The sequence below is a fragment of the Tessaracoccus sp. genome (genome assembly GCF_016714275.1).
Lineage (GTDB): Bacteria > Actinomycetota > Actinomycetes > Propionibacteriales > Propionibacteriaceae > Arachnia.
The window spans coordinates 1,077,581-1,094,099 of the sequence record NZ_JADJNP010000001.1; the positions used below are offsets into that span (position 1 = coordinate 1,077,581).

General features: G+C 69.4%; 13 protein-coding genes. 8 read left to right on the forward strand and 5 right to left on the reverse strand.

Annotated elements, in window-relative coordinates:
- Positions 1-20 precede the first annotated feature (20 nt).
- From IPJ61_RS05010 to IPJ61_RS05025, 4 genes are read right to left on the reverse strand one after another with little or no spacing between them, the layout of a single operon-like run.
- The gene (locus IPJ61_RS05010) at positions 21-1,226 is read right to left on the reverse strand and encodes an ABC transporter permease (protein ID WP_297103777.1); all 1,206 of its coding nucleotides are present in this window, start codon (positions 1,224-1,226) and stop codon (positions 21-23) included.
- Complete coding sequence (locus IPJ61_RS05015; protein ID WP_297103779.1) at positions 1,226-1,903, reverse strand: ABC transporter ATP-binding protein; 678 nt, start codon at positions 1,901-1,903, stop codon at positions 1,226-1,228. The genes IPJ61_RS05010 and IPJ61_RS05015 overlap by 1 nt, the downstream gene beginning before the upstream one ends.
- A complete protein-coding gene (locus IPJ61_RS05020; protein ID WP_297103781.1) occupies positions 1,900-3,012 on the reverse strand; it encodes a peptidoglycan-binding domain-containing protein in 1,113 nt (370 codons plus the stop codon). The genes IPJ61_RS05015 and IPJ61_RS05020 overlap by 4 nt, the downstream gene beginning before the upstream one ends.
- Positions 3,009-3,698, reverse strand: coding sequence for a hypothetical protein (locus IPJ61_RS05025; RefSeq protein WP_297103783.1), 690 nt, complete (start codon positions 3,696-3,698; stop codon positions 3,009-3,011). The genes IPJ61_RS05020 and IPJ61_RS05025 overlap by 4 nt, the downstream gene beginning before the upstream one ends.
- 163 nt (positions 3,699-3,861) lie before the next feature.
- On the opposite strand from IPJ61_RS05025, the gene IPJ61_RS05030 reads away from it, so the two are divergent.
- From IPJ61_RS05030 to IPJ61_RS05040, 3 genes are read left to right on the forward strand one after another with little or no spacing between them, the layout of a single operon-like run.
- Positions 3,862-4,527, forward strand: a complete 666-nt coding sequence (locus tag IPJ61_RS05030; RefSeq protein ID WP_297103784.1) for a response regulator transcription factor — start codon at positions 3,862-3,864, stop codon at positions 4,525-4,527.
- On the forward strand, positions 4,524-5,027 hold the full coding sequence (locus tag IPJ61_RS05035) for a hypothetical protein (protein ID WP_297103785.1): 504 nt from the start codon (positions 4,524-4,526) through the stop codon (positions 5,025-5,027). Before IPJ61_RS05030 ends, IPJ61_RS05035 begins: the two co-directional genes overlap by 4 nt.
- Positions 4,961-5,758 carry a sensor histidine kinase gene (locus tag IPJ61_RS05040; RefSeq protein ID WP_366505410.1) on the forward strand — a complete coding sequence of 266 codons (798 nt, stop codon included), beginning with the start codon at positions 4,961-4,963 and terminating at the stop codon, positions 5,756-5,758. Before IPJ61_RS05035 ends, IPJ61_RS05040 begins: the two co-directional genes overlap by 67 nt.
- 20 nt (positions 5,759-5,778) lie before the next feature.
- Here IPJ61_RS05040 and IPJ61_RS05045 read toward each other — a convergent pair whose 3' ends face one another.
- Positions 5,779-6,516 (reverse strand): hypothetical protein, encoded by a 738-nt coding sequence (locus IPJ61_RS05045; RefSeq protein WP_297103788.1) that lies wholly within the window; start codon positions 6,514-6,516, stop codon positions 5,779-5,781.
- 146 nt (positions 6,517-6,662) lie between these two features.
- On the opposite strand from IPJ61_RS05045, the gene IPJ61_RS05050 reads away from it, so the two are divergent.
- Genes IPJ61_RS05050 through IPJ61_RS05070 form a run of 5 tightly spaced genes read left to right on the forward strand, consistent with a single transcriptional unit; the run spans position 6,663 to position 16,503 of the window.
- A complete protein-coding gene (locus tag IPJ61_RS05050; protein ID WP_297103790.1) occupies positions 6,663-8,978 on the forward strand; it encodes a hypothetical protein in 2,316 nt (771 codons plus the stop codon).
- A gap of 9 nt (positions 8,979-8,987) precedes the next feature.
- On the forward strand, positions 8,988-11,150 hold the full coding sequence (locus IPJ61_RS05055) for a hypothetical protein (protein ID WP_297103791.1): 2,163 nt from the start codon (positions 8,988-8,990) through the stop codon (positions 11,148-11,150).
- A 5-nt stretch (positions 11,151-11,155) separates the two neighbouring features.
- The gene (locus IPJ61_RS05060; protein WP_297103792.1) at positions 11,156-11,671 is read left to right on the forward strand and encodes a hypothetical protein; all 516 of its coding nucleotides are present in this window, start codon (positions 11,156-11,158) and stop codon (positions 11,669-11,671) included.
- Between the two features lie 34 nt (positions 11,672-11,705).
- Complete coding sequence (locus tag IPJ61_RS05065) at positions 11,706-14,186, forward strand: hypothetical protein (RefSeq protein WP_297103793.1); 2,481 nt, start codon at positions 11,706-11,708, stop codon at positions 14,184-14,186.
- Between the two features lie 22 nt (positions 14,187-14,208).
- Positions 14,209-16,503 (forward strand): hypothetical protein, encoded by a 2,295-nt coding sequence (locus IPJ61_RS05070; RefSeq protein ID WP_297103795.1) that lies wholly within the window; start codon positions 14,209-14,211, stop codon positions 16,501-16,503.
- Positions 16,504-16,519 lie beyond the last annotated feature (16 nt).

A 16,519-nucleotide genomic window follows, 5' to 3' on the forward strand; every position in this document is an offset into this window, starting at 1 on the left:
GCCGCCATCCTGACACAGCGTCACACCGCCCGCAGGGCCACCGTCGGCGAGAGCCGGGCCGCGCGCACGGCCGGATAGAGCCCCGCGAGGGCACCGACGACGACCGCGATCCCTGGTCCCGCGGCGGTCGCCGACAGCGGGATCACGACGGGCTGGTCGCTGACGAGGGCCAGGACCGTCGCTGTGCCGGTACCCAGCAGGAGGCCCGCCAGCCCTCCGAGGAGAGCGAGCGCCGCGGCCTCGGTCAGGAACTGGGTCGCGATGTGGACCGGGCGCGCCCCGAGAGAGCGCCGAAGCCCGATCTCTCCGCGCCGCTCGATGACCGTCACGACCATCGTGTTCGCGATGCCGATCGCGCCGACGAGCAGGGCGATGCCTGCCAGCACGACACCCAGAGTGCTCAGCGAGTCGTCGGTCGTGGCGCGGGCCTCGGCGAGGTCGGTCAGCGCGGTGACCGCGACGTAGGGCGATCCCGGGCTGGCGGCGGAGGCGAGCGACTCCCTGATCTGATCGATCCTTCCGGGCTCGGCGCGGACGTACATCGCGGCGATCTCGCCGATCGCCGCTCCCTCGAAACGAGCCTGTACCCACCGATCCCCGAGGATGGCCGAGGCGTCGATCTCCGCGGCCAGTCCCGCGGACTCCAGCACGCCGATCACCCCGTACCACTCGCCGCCGATCCATACCCGGTCGCCCGGACGCACGCCTCCGAGCCTCTCGGCAGCGGCACGTCCCAGCACAGCCACCGGCAGCCCGCGTGTGGCGTCGTCGAACCATCGCCCGGTGGCGAGTCGTGCCTCGATCGCCGCGAACACGTCCGGGCGGGCGACGGCGACCCGGATGCCGTTGGTCTCGACGACGGGCACGACGTCGGTCCGGTAGACCGACAGGCCGTCCGGGGCGGTCTCGAAGACGCCGACGTCTGCGACGCCGTCGACCCGCCGCACCATCTCCGGAGCGACCTTCGGCAGCGGCACCTGCGCCTCACTCGGCCCTTGCGCGGGTGTGACCACGGCGAGGTTTGCGCCCATCCGGTCCAGTTCGGCCAGCAGGTGGGCCTGGTTCGATGCCGCGGCGCCGGTCAGCGCGGTCAGGGAAGCGATGCCGAGCGCCACACCGAGCGCGGCCAGCGCGGCACGCTGCGGCCTGCCGGACAGGCCGAGCCATGCCGTGCGCAGCAGATCACGCAGCCGGAAGCAGCTCCGTCGAGGTGGGGCCTGAACCATCACGATCCCCCTTCGACGACGCGACCATCCACGAGCCGCACGCGCCGAGGAAACCGCTCGGCGACGCCGGGATCGTGCGTCACCAGCACGACGGCGGTGCCCGCCTCCGCGATCTCCGCGAGGAGCGAGACGATCGCGGCGCCGGTCACCGAGTCCAAGGCCCCCGTCGGCTCGTCCGCGAAGAGCACGGCGGGGTTCCTGACGAGCGCCCGCGCGATCGCGACCCGCTGTTGCTCCCCGCCGGACAGCTCGCCTGGCCGGTTCCGTAGTCTGTGCCCGAGACCGACGGCCTCCAAGGCCCGGATCGCACGATCTCGCCGCGCCCTCGGAGGCACGCCCGCGTACAGGAGCCCGGAGGCGACGTTCTCCGTCGCCGACACGGTCGGCAGGAGGTGGAACTGCTGGAACACGAAGCTGATCCGCGCGGCCCGCACAGCAGAGTGTTCCGACTCACGCAGCCCGCCGAGCTCTCGGCCCTCGACGAGCACGTCGCCACCAGTGGGCTCTTCGAGCGTGCCGAGGATGGACAGCAGCGTGCTCTTGCCGGAGCCGGAGGCTCCGACGATGGCGAGCTGCTCGCCGGGGTCGATGCGCAACCAGGTCGGATGCAGCGCGGTGACCGGCGGGCTTCCCGGATAGGTCTTCGAGACGCCGCGCACCTCTATCGCGGCCGTCATCGCGCCAACACCGCCTCGTCGTCCTCCCTGAGCCGCCGCGCCCCGGCGGGGGCGCCGTCGACATCGCTCCCGGAGGCGAGGACCTGGACCCTCGCGTCGGCGACCAGCCCGATCGCGACCGGTACGCGCACGATCCCTTCCGTGGTCTGTACCTCGACGGCGTAGCTATCGCGTGCCGTAGCGATCAGCGCCGTCGCAGGGACGATCAGGGTCTCGTCGGTCCGCACGCCGTTCTTCACGAGCACCCGTACGGAGCCGGGCCCGACCTCGGCGACCTTCGTCTGGTCGGGGAACTCGACCACCGCCGTCGGGGGCGTGGTCTGGCCCTCCTCCTTGGCGGGCTGTCCGCCCGGGTCGACGGCGGCCAGCTTCGCCTTCACCTTCTTCCCGTCGGAAAGCACGACCGTCACCCGCGTCCCGGGCTGCAACTCCCGGGCCTGGGCCGCAGTGAGCTTCGCCACGGCGCGGAGCCTGGTGGCGGTGTATGCCAGCGGGCTGACCCCCGTCTGGCCCAGCCTCCCCGTGACCTGCGCCACCCGGATGCCCGGCGCGTTCACCACGACCACGTCGGAGTTGGCGACGACGCCCGTCACTGGAACGCCGAGCTTCCGCTGCCATTTCCTGACCGCGTCCCTGGTCCACCAGTCGAACCGGGTGTCCGGCTTCCGGGTGAAGAAGCCGAGGCGGGCCAGGTTGCGCTCCAGCTGCAACACGTCCTTGCCGTCGCGCACGCCGCGGGCGAGCTCCCGCCAAAAGGGCCTCGCGCCCCTCAGCAGGATCACCGGCCGCCCGTCCGCCTCGTAGACGGGCGAGCCGACCTTCACCACCTTCCCGACAGCGGGAAGCGCGGTGAGCATCCCCGCCGCCGTCGGCAGTTCGACCGCGTCGTCGTACCCGAGCGTGGCGTTCAGCCGCAGCTCGTTGATCAGGGTGCCGCGCACCACGGGCGCCGTCACCGCAGGCGCGGGCGCGTTTCCCTCGGCGGCCGGCGATGCGGGTGCCCACGGCTTCCGCTCCCAGACCAGCACTCCCCCGGCGACGACCGCCGCTACCACGACGGCAACGACCACGGCGCGCAGCCACCGACGCCTTCCCGTGCGAGCGATCACGAGCCGGCCTCGGTCGCGAGCTCGTCCATGACCCGCCACGGCTCGAACGGCGCGTCGGCGCTCGTGCCGAAGCTCAGGTTGCTCTTCGGATCCCAGCACGCCTTCAGCAGCTCGCGGAACTCGTCCTCGGTCATGTCCTCGGGCAGCAGGACGCCGCTCATCTTCGAGAAGTCGGGGTCGGCGATCTGAGGGAACCCGTTCGTGCGGGCGCACTGTGCGAAGGCCAGCGCCTGCTTCTCCTGCTCGGCCAGCATCTCCTTGTGGGCCGGATCGGTGTTCGGGTCGAACGGCGGCTGCACGAAGCCGGGATGCCTCTTCTCACACGCGGCGTACGCGTCCTGGGTGTCGGCGTCAGCGAAGGCCGTGGCCTTGGCCGCTGCCACCCAGGTGTTGCCTGCGTCGTCGCCCTCCATTCCGAGCAGACCTTCGCCGCCGCTCTCGCTGGAGATTTCGTGTAGGCCCTGCTTCCCGGCGGTCCCCTCCGTCGGCACCTTGACGAGGACCTGGCCGCTGTCGTTGATCCGCGCCTCGACACCCGACGACGTCAGGCAGGCGAGGAAGGTGGCCGCGTCGTCGGCCCCTTTCGCGCTCGTCAGGCTCGACGGCGCTGGTGTCGGCGCGCCGCCACACCCCGCCAGCGCGACGGCGGCGAGGGCGAGTGCGGGAACGAGAAGACGTACTTTCATGGGAGAACTCCTCAAGTAGGTGGCGGTGCCGGTCACCGCTGCACCACCAGTTCTACGGACGCGTCAGTTTGGGCCGAGTCTTGATGGGCCTAACCGAGACCTAACCGCGAGGCGCGCATTGTGGAGTGCGCCAGACTGGAGAGGAAAGACCGGAGGTGCCGATATGCGGATCCTGATCGTCGAGGACGAAGCCGACCTCGCCGACGCCCTGGCCGACGGACTGCGCGGCGAGGGTTACCTCGTCGACGTCGTCCACGACGGGGCCGCCGCGCTCGTGCGGACCGGGCAGGTCGACGTCGACATCATGATCCTCGACCGTGACCTCCCCGCGCTGCACGGCGATGCCGTCTGCCGCCTGCTGCGCGACCAGCAGCACCCGGTGCGGATCCTCATGCTGACCGCGGCGGGGACCCTCGACGACCGGGTCACCGGGCTCGACCTCGGCGCCGACGACTACCTCGCGAAACCCTTCGCCTACGTCGAGCTCCTGGCCCGCCTCCGCGCGCTCGCCCGCCGCACCACCCAGTCGGGTCAGGTCGTCCTGTCCGCCGAGGGGATCCGTGTCGACACCCTGCGCCGCATCGCCGAGCGCGACGGACGGCCGCTCGCGCTGACGCCGAAGGAGTTGGGGGTCCTGGAGGCCCTCCTCCTGTCCGACGGCGGCCACGTCACCGCCGACGACCTCCTCGCCGACGTCTGGGAGCACGGCGCGGAGCGGACACGCGCCGTCGTGAAGCTCACCGTGCACACGCTGCGCCGCAAGCTGGGCACGCCCGACGTCATCCACACCAGCCCCGGCCTCGGCTACCGGATCGGGGCCCCGAAGTGACCGCCCGGGCACGACGATGGGGTTTCCGTGCCCGGATCACGGCGTTGATCGCCGTGGTGTTCGTCGGGGGCGGTGTCGCGCTCCTCGGCGTCCAGTACCTGCTCGTCGGGCGCCTTTTCGACACGGCCATCAGCACGCTGACCGGGTGCGTCGACGACTCCGGCGTCACCGTCGTGACCGGAGCGCCTCCTCCTACAGGCCTCGGCTGCGCCTCGTTGCCGGCCCAGGCCGCCAACGATGTCGACACCGCCGAACAGACCGTCGCGGTACTGGTGCAGCAGAGCACGCTGCTCTCCCAGGAGGTGTTGTCAGGGCTGTTGGTGTGGTCGGTCGTCACGCTGCTCGCGTTCGCGATGGTGGCCGTCGTCGCCGCCTCATGGTTGTCGCGCCGTTCCTCGCCAGGATCGGCCAGATCACCGCGACCACGCAGAGAATCACCCGCGACGACCTCCACCGCCGCCTCGACTTGCCGGGTCCCGCCGACGAGATCAAGGAGCTGAGCGACACGATCGACAGCATGTTGGACCGCCTGGAGATGTCGTTCGCTCAGCAGGAACGGTTCATCGCGAACGCGTCGCACGAGCTGCGTACGCCGCTCACGACCACCCGCGCCGCGCTGGAGATCCCCCTCGCACAGGGACGGGTGCCGGATCACCTGCTCCCGGCGATCACCCGGGCGCTCGAGGCGAACCGGCGCAGCGAGCAGCTCATCGCCGCCCTCCTTCGGCTCGCACGGACCGCCCACCGAGCCGAGGCCCCGGACCACCCGGGCGAGCGAACCGATCTCGCCCTGGTCGTCGCCGATAGCCGCCGCCGTCTCGGGGCTGAGATCGAAGCCGCGGGCCTCACCGTCACCACGAGCACGAGCGCTGCGCGGGTGTCCGGCGTCGATGAGTCGCTGCTCGCGCTGGCCGTGGACAACCTCGTCGACAACGCCATCCGACACAACGACGACCGCGCCCGCATGCACATCGCCACCGGCGAGACCGGCGACCGCGCCTGGCTCGAGATCGCCAACAGCGGGCCGCACCTCACCGACACCGAGGCGGCCCGCCTCGTCGAGCCCTTCAACCGGGGTCCCGACACGCGCACCGCACCGGCCGGTCGCAGCCTCGGCCTCGGTCTCACCCTTGTTCAGGACGTGACCATATCGCTGGGCGGCACCGTGACGCTCCGGCCTGCACGCGATGGTGGGCTCATCGCCAGGATCGAGTTCCCCTCGGGAGAATGAGCCCCTCGGTGGATCGGGGCTCAGCCCAGGATCTTCACCTTCGCATCCAGGTTGTCACCCACCAGCACGAGCTGGCGGTCGTCGTCGCCACCGTTGGCCACCGAGATGACCGTCGCGCGCGGCCCCACATCCGCGGTGCAGGCGCCCTTGGTGGTCGTGAAGCTCACCGTGATGGCATCGGCGGCATCGTCGACCTTCTCCACCACCGGCGGGCAGGACGAGGAGCCCCACGTGAGCAGCACGATGCCCTTGTCGTCGTCGAACCAGCCGGCGCTCGGGGCGTAGTCCGTCGGGTCGCCGGGCGTACCGGTCAGGTCGTCGTCGCCGTCGAGTTCGAAGGAGGACTCCTGCCCGAGGTAACTCACCTTCAGCGTGACGTCTTCCTTGGGGTTCACGCCCGCCGGCACGCCGACGACGCTCGCCCGTGCGACGAGGTCCTTCGTGCAGGGCCTGCCCTCCGGGTCGGTCAACGTCACCGACACCTCCTGGCCGGACGCCGCGGGGTCCTCCGCGAACGGCACGCAGGACGACGAGCCCCACGTCACGACGCCGATCACGCGGCCGGCGTCGAGCCACGCCGCGTCGGCGCGCATGCCCTCGGCCGGGGCCGACGGTTCGGGCGCCGGTGAGGGCTCCTTCGACGACGTCGAAGGAGCCGGGGCCTGCGGTGTGGTGGTCTGTGGTCCCGGGGCGCAGCCGGCAAGCGCGACCGCGGGGATGAGCAGGGATAGGGACGCGATGGTGCGGCGGAGACTCATGCCCCAAGGGTAGGTGACGATGTCAATAGACGACGGTGGACGCGGCATGTATCAGAACGCCTCCTCGGCGCTCCTTCGATACGTCAGGTGCTCGTGCTTCGTCCGGCGGCGGAGCTCGGCACTCAGATCCGACGAAGGAGCGTGCCGTGCTCAATTTCCTCAATCACTTCACCGTCCCTGGCGTGGAACACGTCACCGTCTTCCACGACGACCAAGACCCCAAGCTGTTCTACATGGTCACGGAGGTGACCTCCTTCCTCACGCGTCAGGACGGCAGCCCGGCGTTCACTCTCATCTCGTTCGCCCGCGACTTCACCCTGCTCGCCGACAAGGCGACGGCGCTCGGCGCGGCCGAGACCGAGGGCGGCTTCCTCGAGTTCACTACCTGCCTCGAGGTCAGCCAGGAGGATCAGCAGAAGATCCGCGCCTACATCGCCGGCGGGATGGGCAACCGCCCGGTGCCTCGGCTAAGCGGCAGGCGCATCCTCCTCTCCCGCGCCGGGGCACTCCCAGGCGGCGGCATCAAGCTCACCTATCCCACGTGGGTCGACGGCAAGGTCTCGCTGCTCTTCCCGAGCGGCGGAGAGACCTTCATCAAGGCGGTGCAGGGATCGGAGAAGCCGTCGTTGGTGAACTCCAACCTGGCATCGTTCGTCGCGTTCCTCGGGCAGGAGGGCGTGCGGCTGGTCCGCAGGTCGCTCGAGGACGGCAAGAGCCCGTTCGGCGTCACCTACTCCGTGTCGTTTGTGGCCCGGATCCCCAACCTCCGGGTGAAGGTCTGGGGTAAGTCCGAGCAGTTCTACCAGGACCTCAAGGGCTACACCCAGCGGGAGATCACCGAGAAGGGCACCCGGTACCGGTTCCCGCAGGTGTCGAGCCTTTCCGAGCTCCAGAACATGTCGTCGAACCTCCACATCGAGTACAACCGCGACGACTTCCGCGCTGCTGGCGCGGAGACCGGAGGCGAGGATCCGACGAAGGCGGTCGAGAACCTCGTCTTCGAGATCGTCAAGCAGATGGTGCTGGAGAAGTTCCTCAAGACGGGGTTCGTGCCTGGCCTGGACCCCAAGAAGCTCGGCCGGGAGGGTGTCTCCCGTGGACCGAACGGCACCTACCTCGACAGCAATCAGCTGTACCTGGAGGACTTCTCGCAGACGATGGAGGCCGACATCGACTTCAGCTTCGAGGGCGCCACCAACTTCGTCGTGGAGAAGCACCCCAGCTCCGGTCTCTTTGACATGGCGGACCCGGAGCGGATCAAGAAGTGCATCACGGAGGCCGACCTCAGCAAGCCGTACTTCACGCTGCTCGACGTGCCGGTCCAGGTGACCGCCGACTTCGAGCGCGACCCGATCGCCGCCATCAAGGTCTTCCTCGAGTACGACCAGATGGACGAGCAGGGCGGCGGCCGCAAGCGCCAGGTCGAGGAGTTCCTCTTCGACTCCAACGACGACCGCTTCTACTTCCGCGTCGTCATGGCGCGGCACCCCGACGGCACCCCGAAGGACCAGTACACGTACCGCAGCCAGATCATCTACAAGGCCAGCGCCAAGGTCGAGGAACTCGAACCGGTCCCCACCAACGACCGCAACCTTGTCATCGGCTACGACCAGCTGAACTGCGTCAACGTCGCCGTCTACTGGGGGGCCATCCCGGCCGATGTCGTGCAGCAGGTGCAGGTCTCGTTCCGCTACCCGGGGGTCGACCTTCCCTCCGCGACGGCCGACGCGATCCTGCGTCTGGATTCCCCGCAGGCCGGTTGGTTCACCTACACGGGCAAGAACACGTCGCGCGAGTACGAGTACGACGTCACCTTCTTCATGACCGACGGTCAGCGGATCACGCAGAAGAACCTGCGGTCCTCGACGCAGCGCCTCATCATCAACGCCCCGTTCGAGGACAAGCTCCGGGCGACGTTCGTGCCCCAGGGCAGCTTCCCGCCCGTCGCCTCGATCGTCGTGACCGCCAGCTACGTCGACGGCGACTACGACGTCAACGACGTGCACTCGTTCACCAACTCCTCGGAGACCTGGGAGTGGACCGTCGACCTGCGCGACCGTGCCAAGCGGGACTTCACCTACAAGGTCGACGTGACCTATGCCGACGGCTCGTCGAGCGCTGGCGAACCGAGGCCCGGCACGGAGGGCACGATCCTCGTCGGCGACGTGGCGCGGGAGATGCTACGCGTCGAGGTCGTTCCGGCGCTGCTCGACATGGCCAAGTGGAAGCTCGTGATCGTGCGCCTCTCCTACGCCGACGGCACCGGGGCACCGCCCACGGAGCACATCATCCAGCTCACCGCCGCGGCGCCGGACCCGAACGCGCTCGTCTGGAACATCCCGCTGAAGGACGCGGCCCGCCGCGAGTTCAGCTACCAGATCCAGGCCTTCGGCTACGCGGGCGAGAAGCATGTCGTCGAGCCGACCCCGACGACCGATCCCCTGCTCGTCCTCGAGTTCTAGGAGCCGACGATGTCCACCAACGAGTTCACCACCATGGCGCTCACCGCCCAGGCCTTCCAGCTACGCCCCCAGATCCTGGAGCCGGTGAAGATGCACCGTGCGCTCAACCTGCGGGCCCTCAGGGGTCTGCGCATCGCGGACCTCGTCGAGAACGCCCCGCGCGTCACGTCGGTCCCGGACCGCGTCGAGCGCGCCCTCACGGGCGCCGACGGCACGGTGTACTTCGTGCCACAGGCGCGGATCGCGCAGCGCTCGAAGGCCACCGGCGCGCCGCACGTCTTCCTCGCGAAGTCGGCGGGCGTCGTCACGCTGCAGGTGTGGTTCGACCTCGTACGACACCCGTCAGTCCCCAGCGGCGCGCAGCCGCTGCCGGTCGACAACTACGCCGTGTCCCTCGTGCCGGCCTCAGGATCGCCCATCGCGTTCACGCGCTGCGACGACCTGCCGGCCGGCGACCAGGCCGACACCGTCGTCTCGCGCCTGTACTGCGAGGTCGTCGTCGACCCGAACACCGTCGTGCCGATGCTCGAGGCCCTCGGAACGCGCCTCCGGGTCGAGGCCGACGTGCACTACACGACGCAGGACGGCTCCTCCGCTCCACCGCCCACGCAGACGCCGCCTATCCGACGGCGCATCGACACGGCCGCGATCCCGAAGGCGACCATCCGGCCCGCCGCCGCGTTCCGCGACCTGGCCGCCGTCCGGATCAACCCGGACGTCACCAAGCTGATCGCGGCGTCCGTGGTCGCGGGGGCGACGCCCGCGCAGCCGGAGGCGCCGTGGCGGTCGCACACCGCGCGGCTGTCGCTGGGCGCCGCCGACAACAGCGGCGTGGCCGCATGCTTCCCGCGCGACGTCATGAACAACCGCGCCATCTACTCGCAGGTCACGTCCGGGTTCGGATCCGAGCCGTGGTCGGACTGGGTCGACTCGCCGAACGGTCAGTTCCTGGACTCGCCGATCCCCGACCAGTTCTACATCCTGCCCGACGAGTACCGGCTGGCCTTCAACGCGGAGACCGGGCGGCCAGCGATGATGGTGCTGCTCGTCCCGCCGAAGCGCGCCGCGGGCGAACAGGGCCCGACGAGCTTCGGTGCCGACTACACGCTGCGCACCCGATTCAGCATCGTGCCCTGGGTGAACCCGGAGCGCCGCGAGCGGCTCCGGGCCGAGATCACGAGACAAACCGGGGTCCCCTACCCGGACCTCCTCGTGGGAGGGATGCGGGAGGCCACGTGTCGGCTCTCGTCCGTCTTCCACGACCTGGGGCCCACGGTCGTCGGCGGAGACACCAGCGTCGACGCCCGAGGCTTCGACCTCGTCCTCGACTGCACAAGCGAGTTCTACACCGCGCTCACCCATCTGCTGGTGACCGAGGGCCTGGACGCCGAGGTGACCGTCGCGCTCGTCTCCGATCCGGATCGTCCACGCACCGCGAAAGTGGGGATCGAACTCCGCTTGGACCGCCCCGCCACGGATGTGCTCTCGGCGACTCTCGTGCCCGCGGCGCCGGCCGACGAGGAGTCCGTTCCCCCGCCGCCCACGCTGCGGGTCAGCAACCCGCTGCCGTACGCGGTCACGGTCGCGCGTACCGTCGCCAGCCTGCTGGTGACCGACGCCGAGCTGCCCAGCCCGATCGGGGCCGTGCGCGCCACGGCCGAGCCGTCGTCGTTCACGCTGCCCGCTGCCGACGGCGCCCCGTCCACCCTCGACATCGCCCTGACCCCGGCCCCCACCGACCAGCCCGCCATCTACGGCTCCGTCGGCGTCTCCTTCGCGGGCATCGCCGTCGACATCGACCCGCAGCAGGTTCTCGCCGCGGCCTACGACACCGGCACGACGGGGTCCGTCTCCTCCTCCGTCGACGTGATCTGCTACCAGCTCGCGCACCCCGAGGTGATCCCCGCCACGCTCACGGGACTGTTCGGGCTCGAGGTCGAACTGCGGCGCTCCGACGGCGCACAACCGGTGACGGTGTTCCTGACCACCGACCAGCCACAGCTCACAGCGCAGGTGTCCTTCGGGCTGAGCGACATCGCTGCGGGGATGAAGCCGGAGCAGCCGACCTTCCAGTGGCGACGGCGCAATATGAGCGGCTCCGGCACCGGAGAGTGGTCCGACTGGGCCACCATCACCGGCCGCCAGCTGTTCGTCGCACCGACGGGGATGTGACGACCATGTGTACCGCCCCGAACCGGATCGTCGCCGTCGGCGTCGAGTGCCGCCGCGTCGCCGACGACACCTGGAGCTACGTGTCGCTCGCGCCGTGGCCGCAACAGTCCCACGACGGCAGCCCGATGATGTCGCTGCTGGCGGCAGGCGACATCGCCTTCCTGCAGCTGACCGCCCAGCTCGACCCTCCGGGCGCGACGCTGGATCAGGTGCGGGCGACGCTGGCCGCCGGGAGAAACCCCGCGACCATCACGCTCACGAGCGGCGTCCGGACCGTCCGTGCCGTGGAGGTCACCGTCGGCGCCGACGACGACACCCGCGTCCTTGCCACCTCAACGGGCAGCGGGTTCCCGCCGTTCACCGCGGCGTTCGGGATCTCGCTGACCCGCGACGACCGCCCCGCCGTCGACGCCGCGCTACGCGGCGAAGCCGGCCACGTCCACATCACCTACGACATCGAGACCGAGACCGGTCCGGCCCGCGTCGCTGCAGACCTCGCCGACTGGACCCGGATCGGCTGACCCCACCCACCCCCACGCACGCAAGGAGCGGCACATGTTACGGATCGACAAGCAGGAAATCATCGAGGGCGGCTACACCGTCTGGGGCGACGACACCTACGACGACGTCTACTACTCCATCCCGGAGGTCCCCCGGTTCCGCATCGACGAGAACGGCGACCCGGCCTTCCGGTTCCTCAAGTACCGGATGCCGATCGACCGGGCCGACGGCAAGCGCGGCGGCGGCTTCGTGTTCTTCGACACGGAGCTCACCTACTCGCCCGAGACGCTGGCCAAGATCAAGGAGGTGCTCGACGCCAAGGTCCAGGCCCGGGCGGGCAAGCCCGGCTTCCGGCCGTCGGTCCCCGGCGCGCGGGAGGCGCGGCTCGGCACCATGACGTATACGCGCGGCACGGCGAACCTGCTCCTCAAGGAGGACGGCGGCACGCTCATCCAGGCGGTCCGCGGCGCGGGCAAGCCGTCACTGTTCGGCCGCAACATCGCCTGCTTCATGGTCGAGTTCACGCCCGAGGGTGCGACGCTTTTCGAGCAGGCGCTGCAGGGCAAGGGCGGCACGGTGCAGGTCGTCTACGACCTGAACTTCGTCGTGAAACTTCCGGAGATCAACGGCCGTGCCTGGTTCTCGGCGGAGAAGTTCTACTCCTATCAGCAGACCATCGACGTCGACTGGGAGATGTACGGCGACGACGAGTACGTCGACAAGATCACCGAGCAGTTCGAGGACCACGAGAGCATGGGCATTGAACTGCATCTCGACGCCGTGCTCCCGGATCCCGAGGCCGACAGGAAGATGAAGGAGAAGATCCGCTCGATGATGGAGCGGTCGCTCCAGGACGCCGTCCTGCGGAAGATGATCCCGGACATCGAGTCCGTCGCGAAGGACGCACGCGGCCTCCCCGAGGACATCGAGCACCTCAAGCGCGCGTTCAAGACGACGAAGGTCGCCTCCTTCGAGATGACGTACCGCGAGAACTCCGCCATCGAATGGAACCTCGCCCCGCAAGGCATGCTGCAGAGCATCACGACCCTCAAGAAGCCCGACGGCAGCGCCGTCCGATGGGAGGATCACGCCACCGAGGTCGATCTGAACGACCCGTTCTTCCAGACTCTGGAGGTCAGGGTCGGGGTGAACGCCGACTTCAAGAAGCTGCCTATCCACTCGATCGAGGTCAAGCTCGAGTACAACCAGGGATCGCAGCACAAGATCGAGGAGTACTCGTTCACGTCGCCGGACACCATCGCGACCTTCCGGACCTACATCGCCGACGGCGTCCGTGAGTACACGTACTCGTACCAGGTCAACTACGTCGGTTCGGCGCAGACCTACACGTCGACGCCCGAGCGGACGACCGACACCATGCTGACGGTCAACGTCGACGACATCGGTCTCCTCGACCTCCAGTTCGAGACCGGCGACATCGACTGGACGAAGGTCGGCTCCGCCCAGATCCGCGTCGGCTACCGTGACGCGGGGACGAGCAACTTCGAGGAGCAGGTCCAGCTGACCTCCGGCTCGCCGGCGGCCCACGTCCAGCACGTCCTCTACCAGCCGCGGCGCAGGCCGATCAGCTACCAGGTCGAGTACTTCCTGAGCGACGGCCGCCGGATCAAGGATCCCGAGCGGACCACCGAGCAGCCGATGGTGCTGGTCAACGACCCACTGGGCCGCACCCGCAAGTTCGAGGTGCGCGGCGTCGGCGACTTCGTGGGTCGCATCGCCCAGATCTTCCTCGACCTCGTGTACGAGGACGCGGCGAACAACTACTCCGTCGAGCAGTCGGCGGTGCTGCAGTCGGGCAGCGAGTCGCTGTCGCAGCCGTACGCGGTCGTCGGCGAGGGCGGCGGCATCGTCCGCTACAGCGGCACGATCCGCTACCACGACGGCACGGTCAAGCCGATCCCGTCGCAGACTGCCGACGGCACCATCATGGTGGGCGACGTCGTCTCCCAGAAGCTGGACGTGACGGTGGTCGCTGACCTGGTCGACTGGGCGCGCGTCCGGCTCGTGCAGGTCGCCCTCCGCCACGGCCAGCAACCGGGCGGCAAGGCAAAGGACATGCTGTTCTCCCCGCAGACCCCCGCGCCGCAGCGCTGGGAGCTGCCGCTGGGCGAGGGTGACGCCCCCACCTACGCGTGGAGCGCCACGTACTACTTCACCGACGGCACGCAGACCACCGACGGCCCGACGGACGCGACCGCGCCGTCGCTCGTGCTGCAGCCGCGCTACCCGGTGACCCCGATGCCCGGTCCGGGCACGGAGCACCCGCCGGTGCCGCAACCGACGCCCACTCCTGAGCCGGTGCCCGCACCGCTTCCCCAACCGACGCCCGCGCCCATCGCGGACCCGGTCCCGCAGCCGACACCCGTGCCGACGCCGACTCCCGACCCGACACCCGTTCCGACGCCTGTTCCGACACCCCAGCCGGCGCCGGTTCCGCCGTCGCCGGGAACGACGCCGCCTCCGCCGCCGAGCCCCGGCGCCACCCCGCCGCCCCCGCCGATCCCCGGCGTGTGAGCCCGACCCGAGCGAGGACATCATGCTGTACCTGAACCCGCCCTACTACACGATCGACGGCGTCACGCTGATGCCCGATCACGAGGACCCGCTGCAGTACTACTACATGCCCATGTCGCCGCACGTGAGCATCATGAAGGAGGGGGACCTCAAGATCCCCAAGATCCAGGTGATCAAGTTCACGGGCAGGCCGACGCCGACGAGCGACATCGTGTCGGGGGGCTTCCTCGACTTCGACTGCAACATCGGCATCGACAGCGAGCGCCTCGCCGCGATCGGCGACGAACTGCGTGGGCTGGCGGGCCTCCGCGACGCGCCCCGTCTCGCCCCGGTGCCGCTGATCGGCGGGACCGTGCGGATGATGCTGTTCGGCAAGGAGTCGCCGAAGGAGGAGACCGGCCTGCCCGGCCGCCGCCCCGAGGAGACCCTGCCAGGGCCGCAGTTCGTGCAGAAGATCGTGCACGCGGCCTCGCCGTCGCTCTACGGCGACAACCAGGCCGCCTTCTCCGTCCGGCTGGACCAGGAGGGCGTCACCATCCTTGACCAGGCGATCCGCGACGAGATGCTGCCGATCGGCGTCGTCTACAGCCTCGAGTATGTGGGCCTGCGGCCCGCATACAAGATCAAGGTCGAGGCCGACTGGGACCGCGTGCAGAAGCACTTCGAGGAGACCGAGTCGGTCAACGTGCCGCTCATCGCGTCGGAGACGATCGAGAAGGTGATCGACGAGCTCGTCGAGAAGCAGTACATCAAGATCGAGGGCGACCTCCTCGTCGCCGACGAGGACGACACCGGCGGCGCCAGCGGCCGGTACGAGTCGGTCATGGCGCAGGTCCGCGAGCTGGTGTTCGAGAACTTCTTCCAGCCGAGCCTCGAGCCCATCGAGCGGCAGCACGGCGACGCGATCGACGACTTCGGCCGCGTGATGAGGACCCTCGCGACGCACGGCATGTCGTCGGTGTGGGAGCGCAAGGAGACCGACATCACGCGGATCGACAGGAAGAAGCTCAACATCGACATGAGCGAGCGCACGTCCGTGATCCGAGAGATCCACCCCCAGGGCCACCTGCCGGGGATCATCCGGTCCATCGAGTCGCAGGGCCTGCAGTGGGACCGCTTCATCAGCGAGGTGTCGCTGGAGGACCCGTTCTTCCAGCGCAGGACCGTGCGCGTGATCCCCCGCGCGGATTTCACGACCGACCAGATCGAGGCCATCAACGTGCGCCTCGACTACAACGGCTCCGTCAAGAACGTCATCCTCGACAACACCACGCGCGAGCAGAGCGTCGAGTGGCAGAGCACCGTCACCGGCGGCAGGGTGCTCGCGCCGGTCGACGTTTCCTACGACGTCCTCTTCTCCTCGGCAGCGACGGGCCGGCCCCGCAGCATCACGGCAGGCCCGGAGTCGATCGACGGCGACGTCATCCAGATCGCCCCGCGCGATGGCGCCGGCTACGAGCTGCGCTGGATCAGCTTCACCGTCACCGGCTTCCCCTGGGAGCTGTACCCGACGATCGAGGTGCACTGCCGCTACGAGGACCCCGATAACGGCATCCGGATCTCGAACCAGTACGGCCTTACCCAGGCCCAGAACTCCGGCGCCTGGCCGGTGTTCGCGCTCGATCCGACGCGGCGGACGGTCGGCTACCGGCTGATCCTGCACGGAACGGATGGGCGCACCTGGGACAGCGGGGACCTGGAGACCGACGACGACCAGATCAGGATCAGCGACCCGTTCGGGACCCGCCGGACCGTCGACATCGTCGCCCCGGCCGCCATGTTCGGCACGCAGGTGGACAGGGCGTTCATCGACGTGAGCTACGAGGACCTCGCCAACAACGTGCGCAAGCGCGAGTCGTTCGAGCTGAGCGCCGCCGACCCGGCAACGAAGCGCTTCGTCGTCGAGCTGGTGGATCCCGCGCGACGCCGCGTCACCTACAAGGTCTCGCTGCTGCGCACCGACGGCATCGTGGTCGACATCCCGGAGTCGACGACGGAGCAGGACCGGATCTTCGTGTCGGCGCAGATGCGCGGGCACCGGACCATCGCGGTCACGACCGACGGCGTCAACCTCGCCGCGAACGGGATCCGGCACGCGACGGTGGAGACGCTCTACGAGCGCCCGACCCTCGGGCTCCGGTTCGCGGACTCGGTCACGCTCACGACGGACAGCCCGCGGGACACCATCGAGTACGACTACGCCGACGGCGACCCCGCCATCTCCTACCGGGTGATCCACACGTTCGACAACGGGCTCACCCGACAGGGCCCCTGGACAACCACGAGCGGCGACGTCATCGTCGCGCGCGTCGACTAGCACGAGGAGTAGAGGA

What these genes read in the sequence shown, in the direction of transcription:
- IPJ61_RS05030 (WP_297103784.1), top strand. Translation starts at nt 3,862, where the DNA reads ATGCGGATCCTGATCGTCGAGGACGAAGCCGACCTCGCCGACGCCCTG.
- IPJ61_RS05060 (WP_297103792.1), top strand. Translation starts at nt 11,156, where the DNA reads ATGTGTACCGCCCCGAACCGGATCGTCGCCGTCGGCGTCGAGTGCCGC.
- IPJ61_RS05065 (WP_297103793.1), top strand. Translation starts at nt 11,706, where the DNA reads ATGTTACGGATCGACAAGCAGGAAATCATCGAGGGCGGCTACACCGTC.
- IPJ61_RS05045 (WP_297103788.1), bottom strand. Translation starts at nt 6,516, where the DNA reads ATGAGTCTCCGCCGCACCATCGCGTCCCTATCCCTGCTCATCCCCGCG.
- IPJ61_RS05015 (WP_297103779.1), bottom strand. Translation starts at nt 1,903, where the DNA reads ATGACGGCCGCGATAGAGGTGCGCGGCGTCTCGAAGACCTATCCGGGA.
- IPJ61_RS05025 (WP_297103783.1), bottom strand. Translation starts at nt 3,698, where the DNA reads ATGAAAGTACGTCTTCTCGTTCCCGCACTCGCCCTCGCCGCCGTCGCG.
- IPJ61_RS05010 (WP_297103777.1), bottom strand. Translation starts at nt 1,226, where the DNA reads ATGGTTCAGGCCCCACCTCGACGGAGCTGCTTCCGGCTGCGTGATCTG.
- IPJ61_RS05070 (WP_297103795.1), top strand. Translation starts at nt 14,209, where the DNA reads ATGCTGTACCTGAACCCGCCCTACTACACGATCGACGGCGTCACGCTG.
- IPJ61_RS05055 (WP_297103791.1), top strand. Translation starts at nt 8,988, where the DNA reads ATGTCCACCAACGAGTTCACCACCATGGCGCTCACCGCCCAGGCCTTC.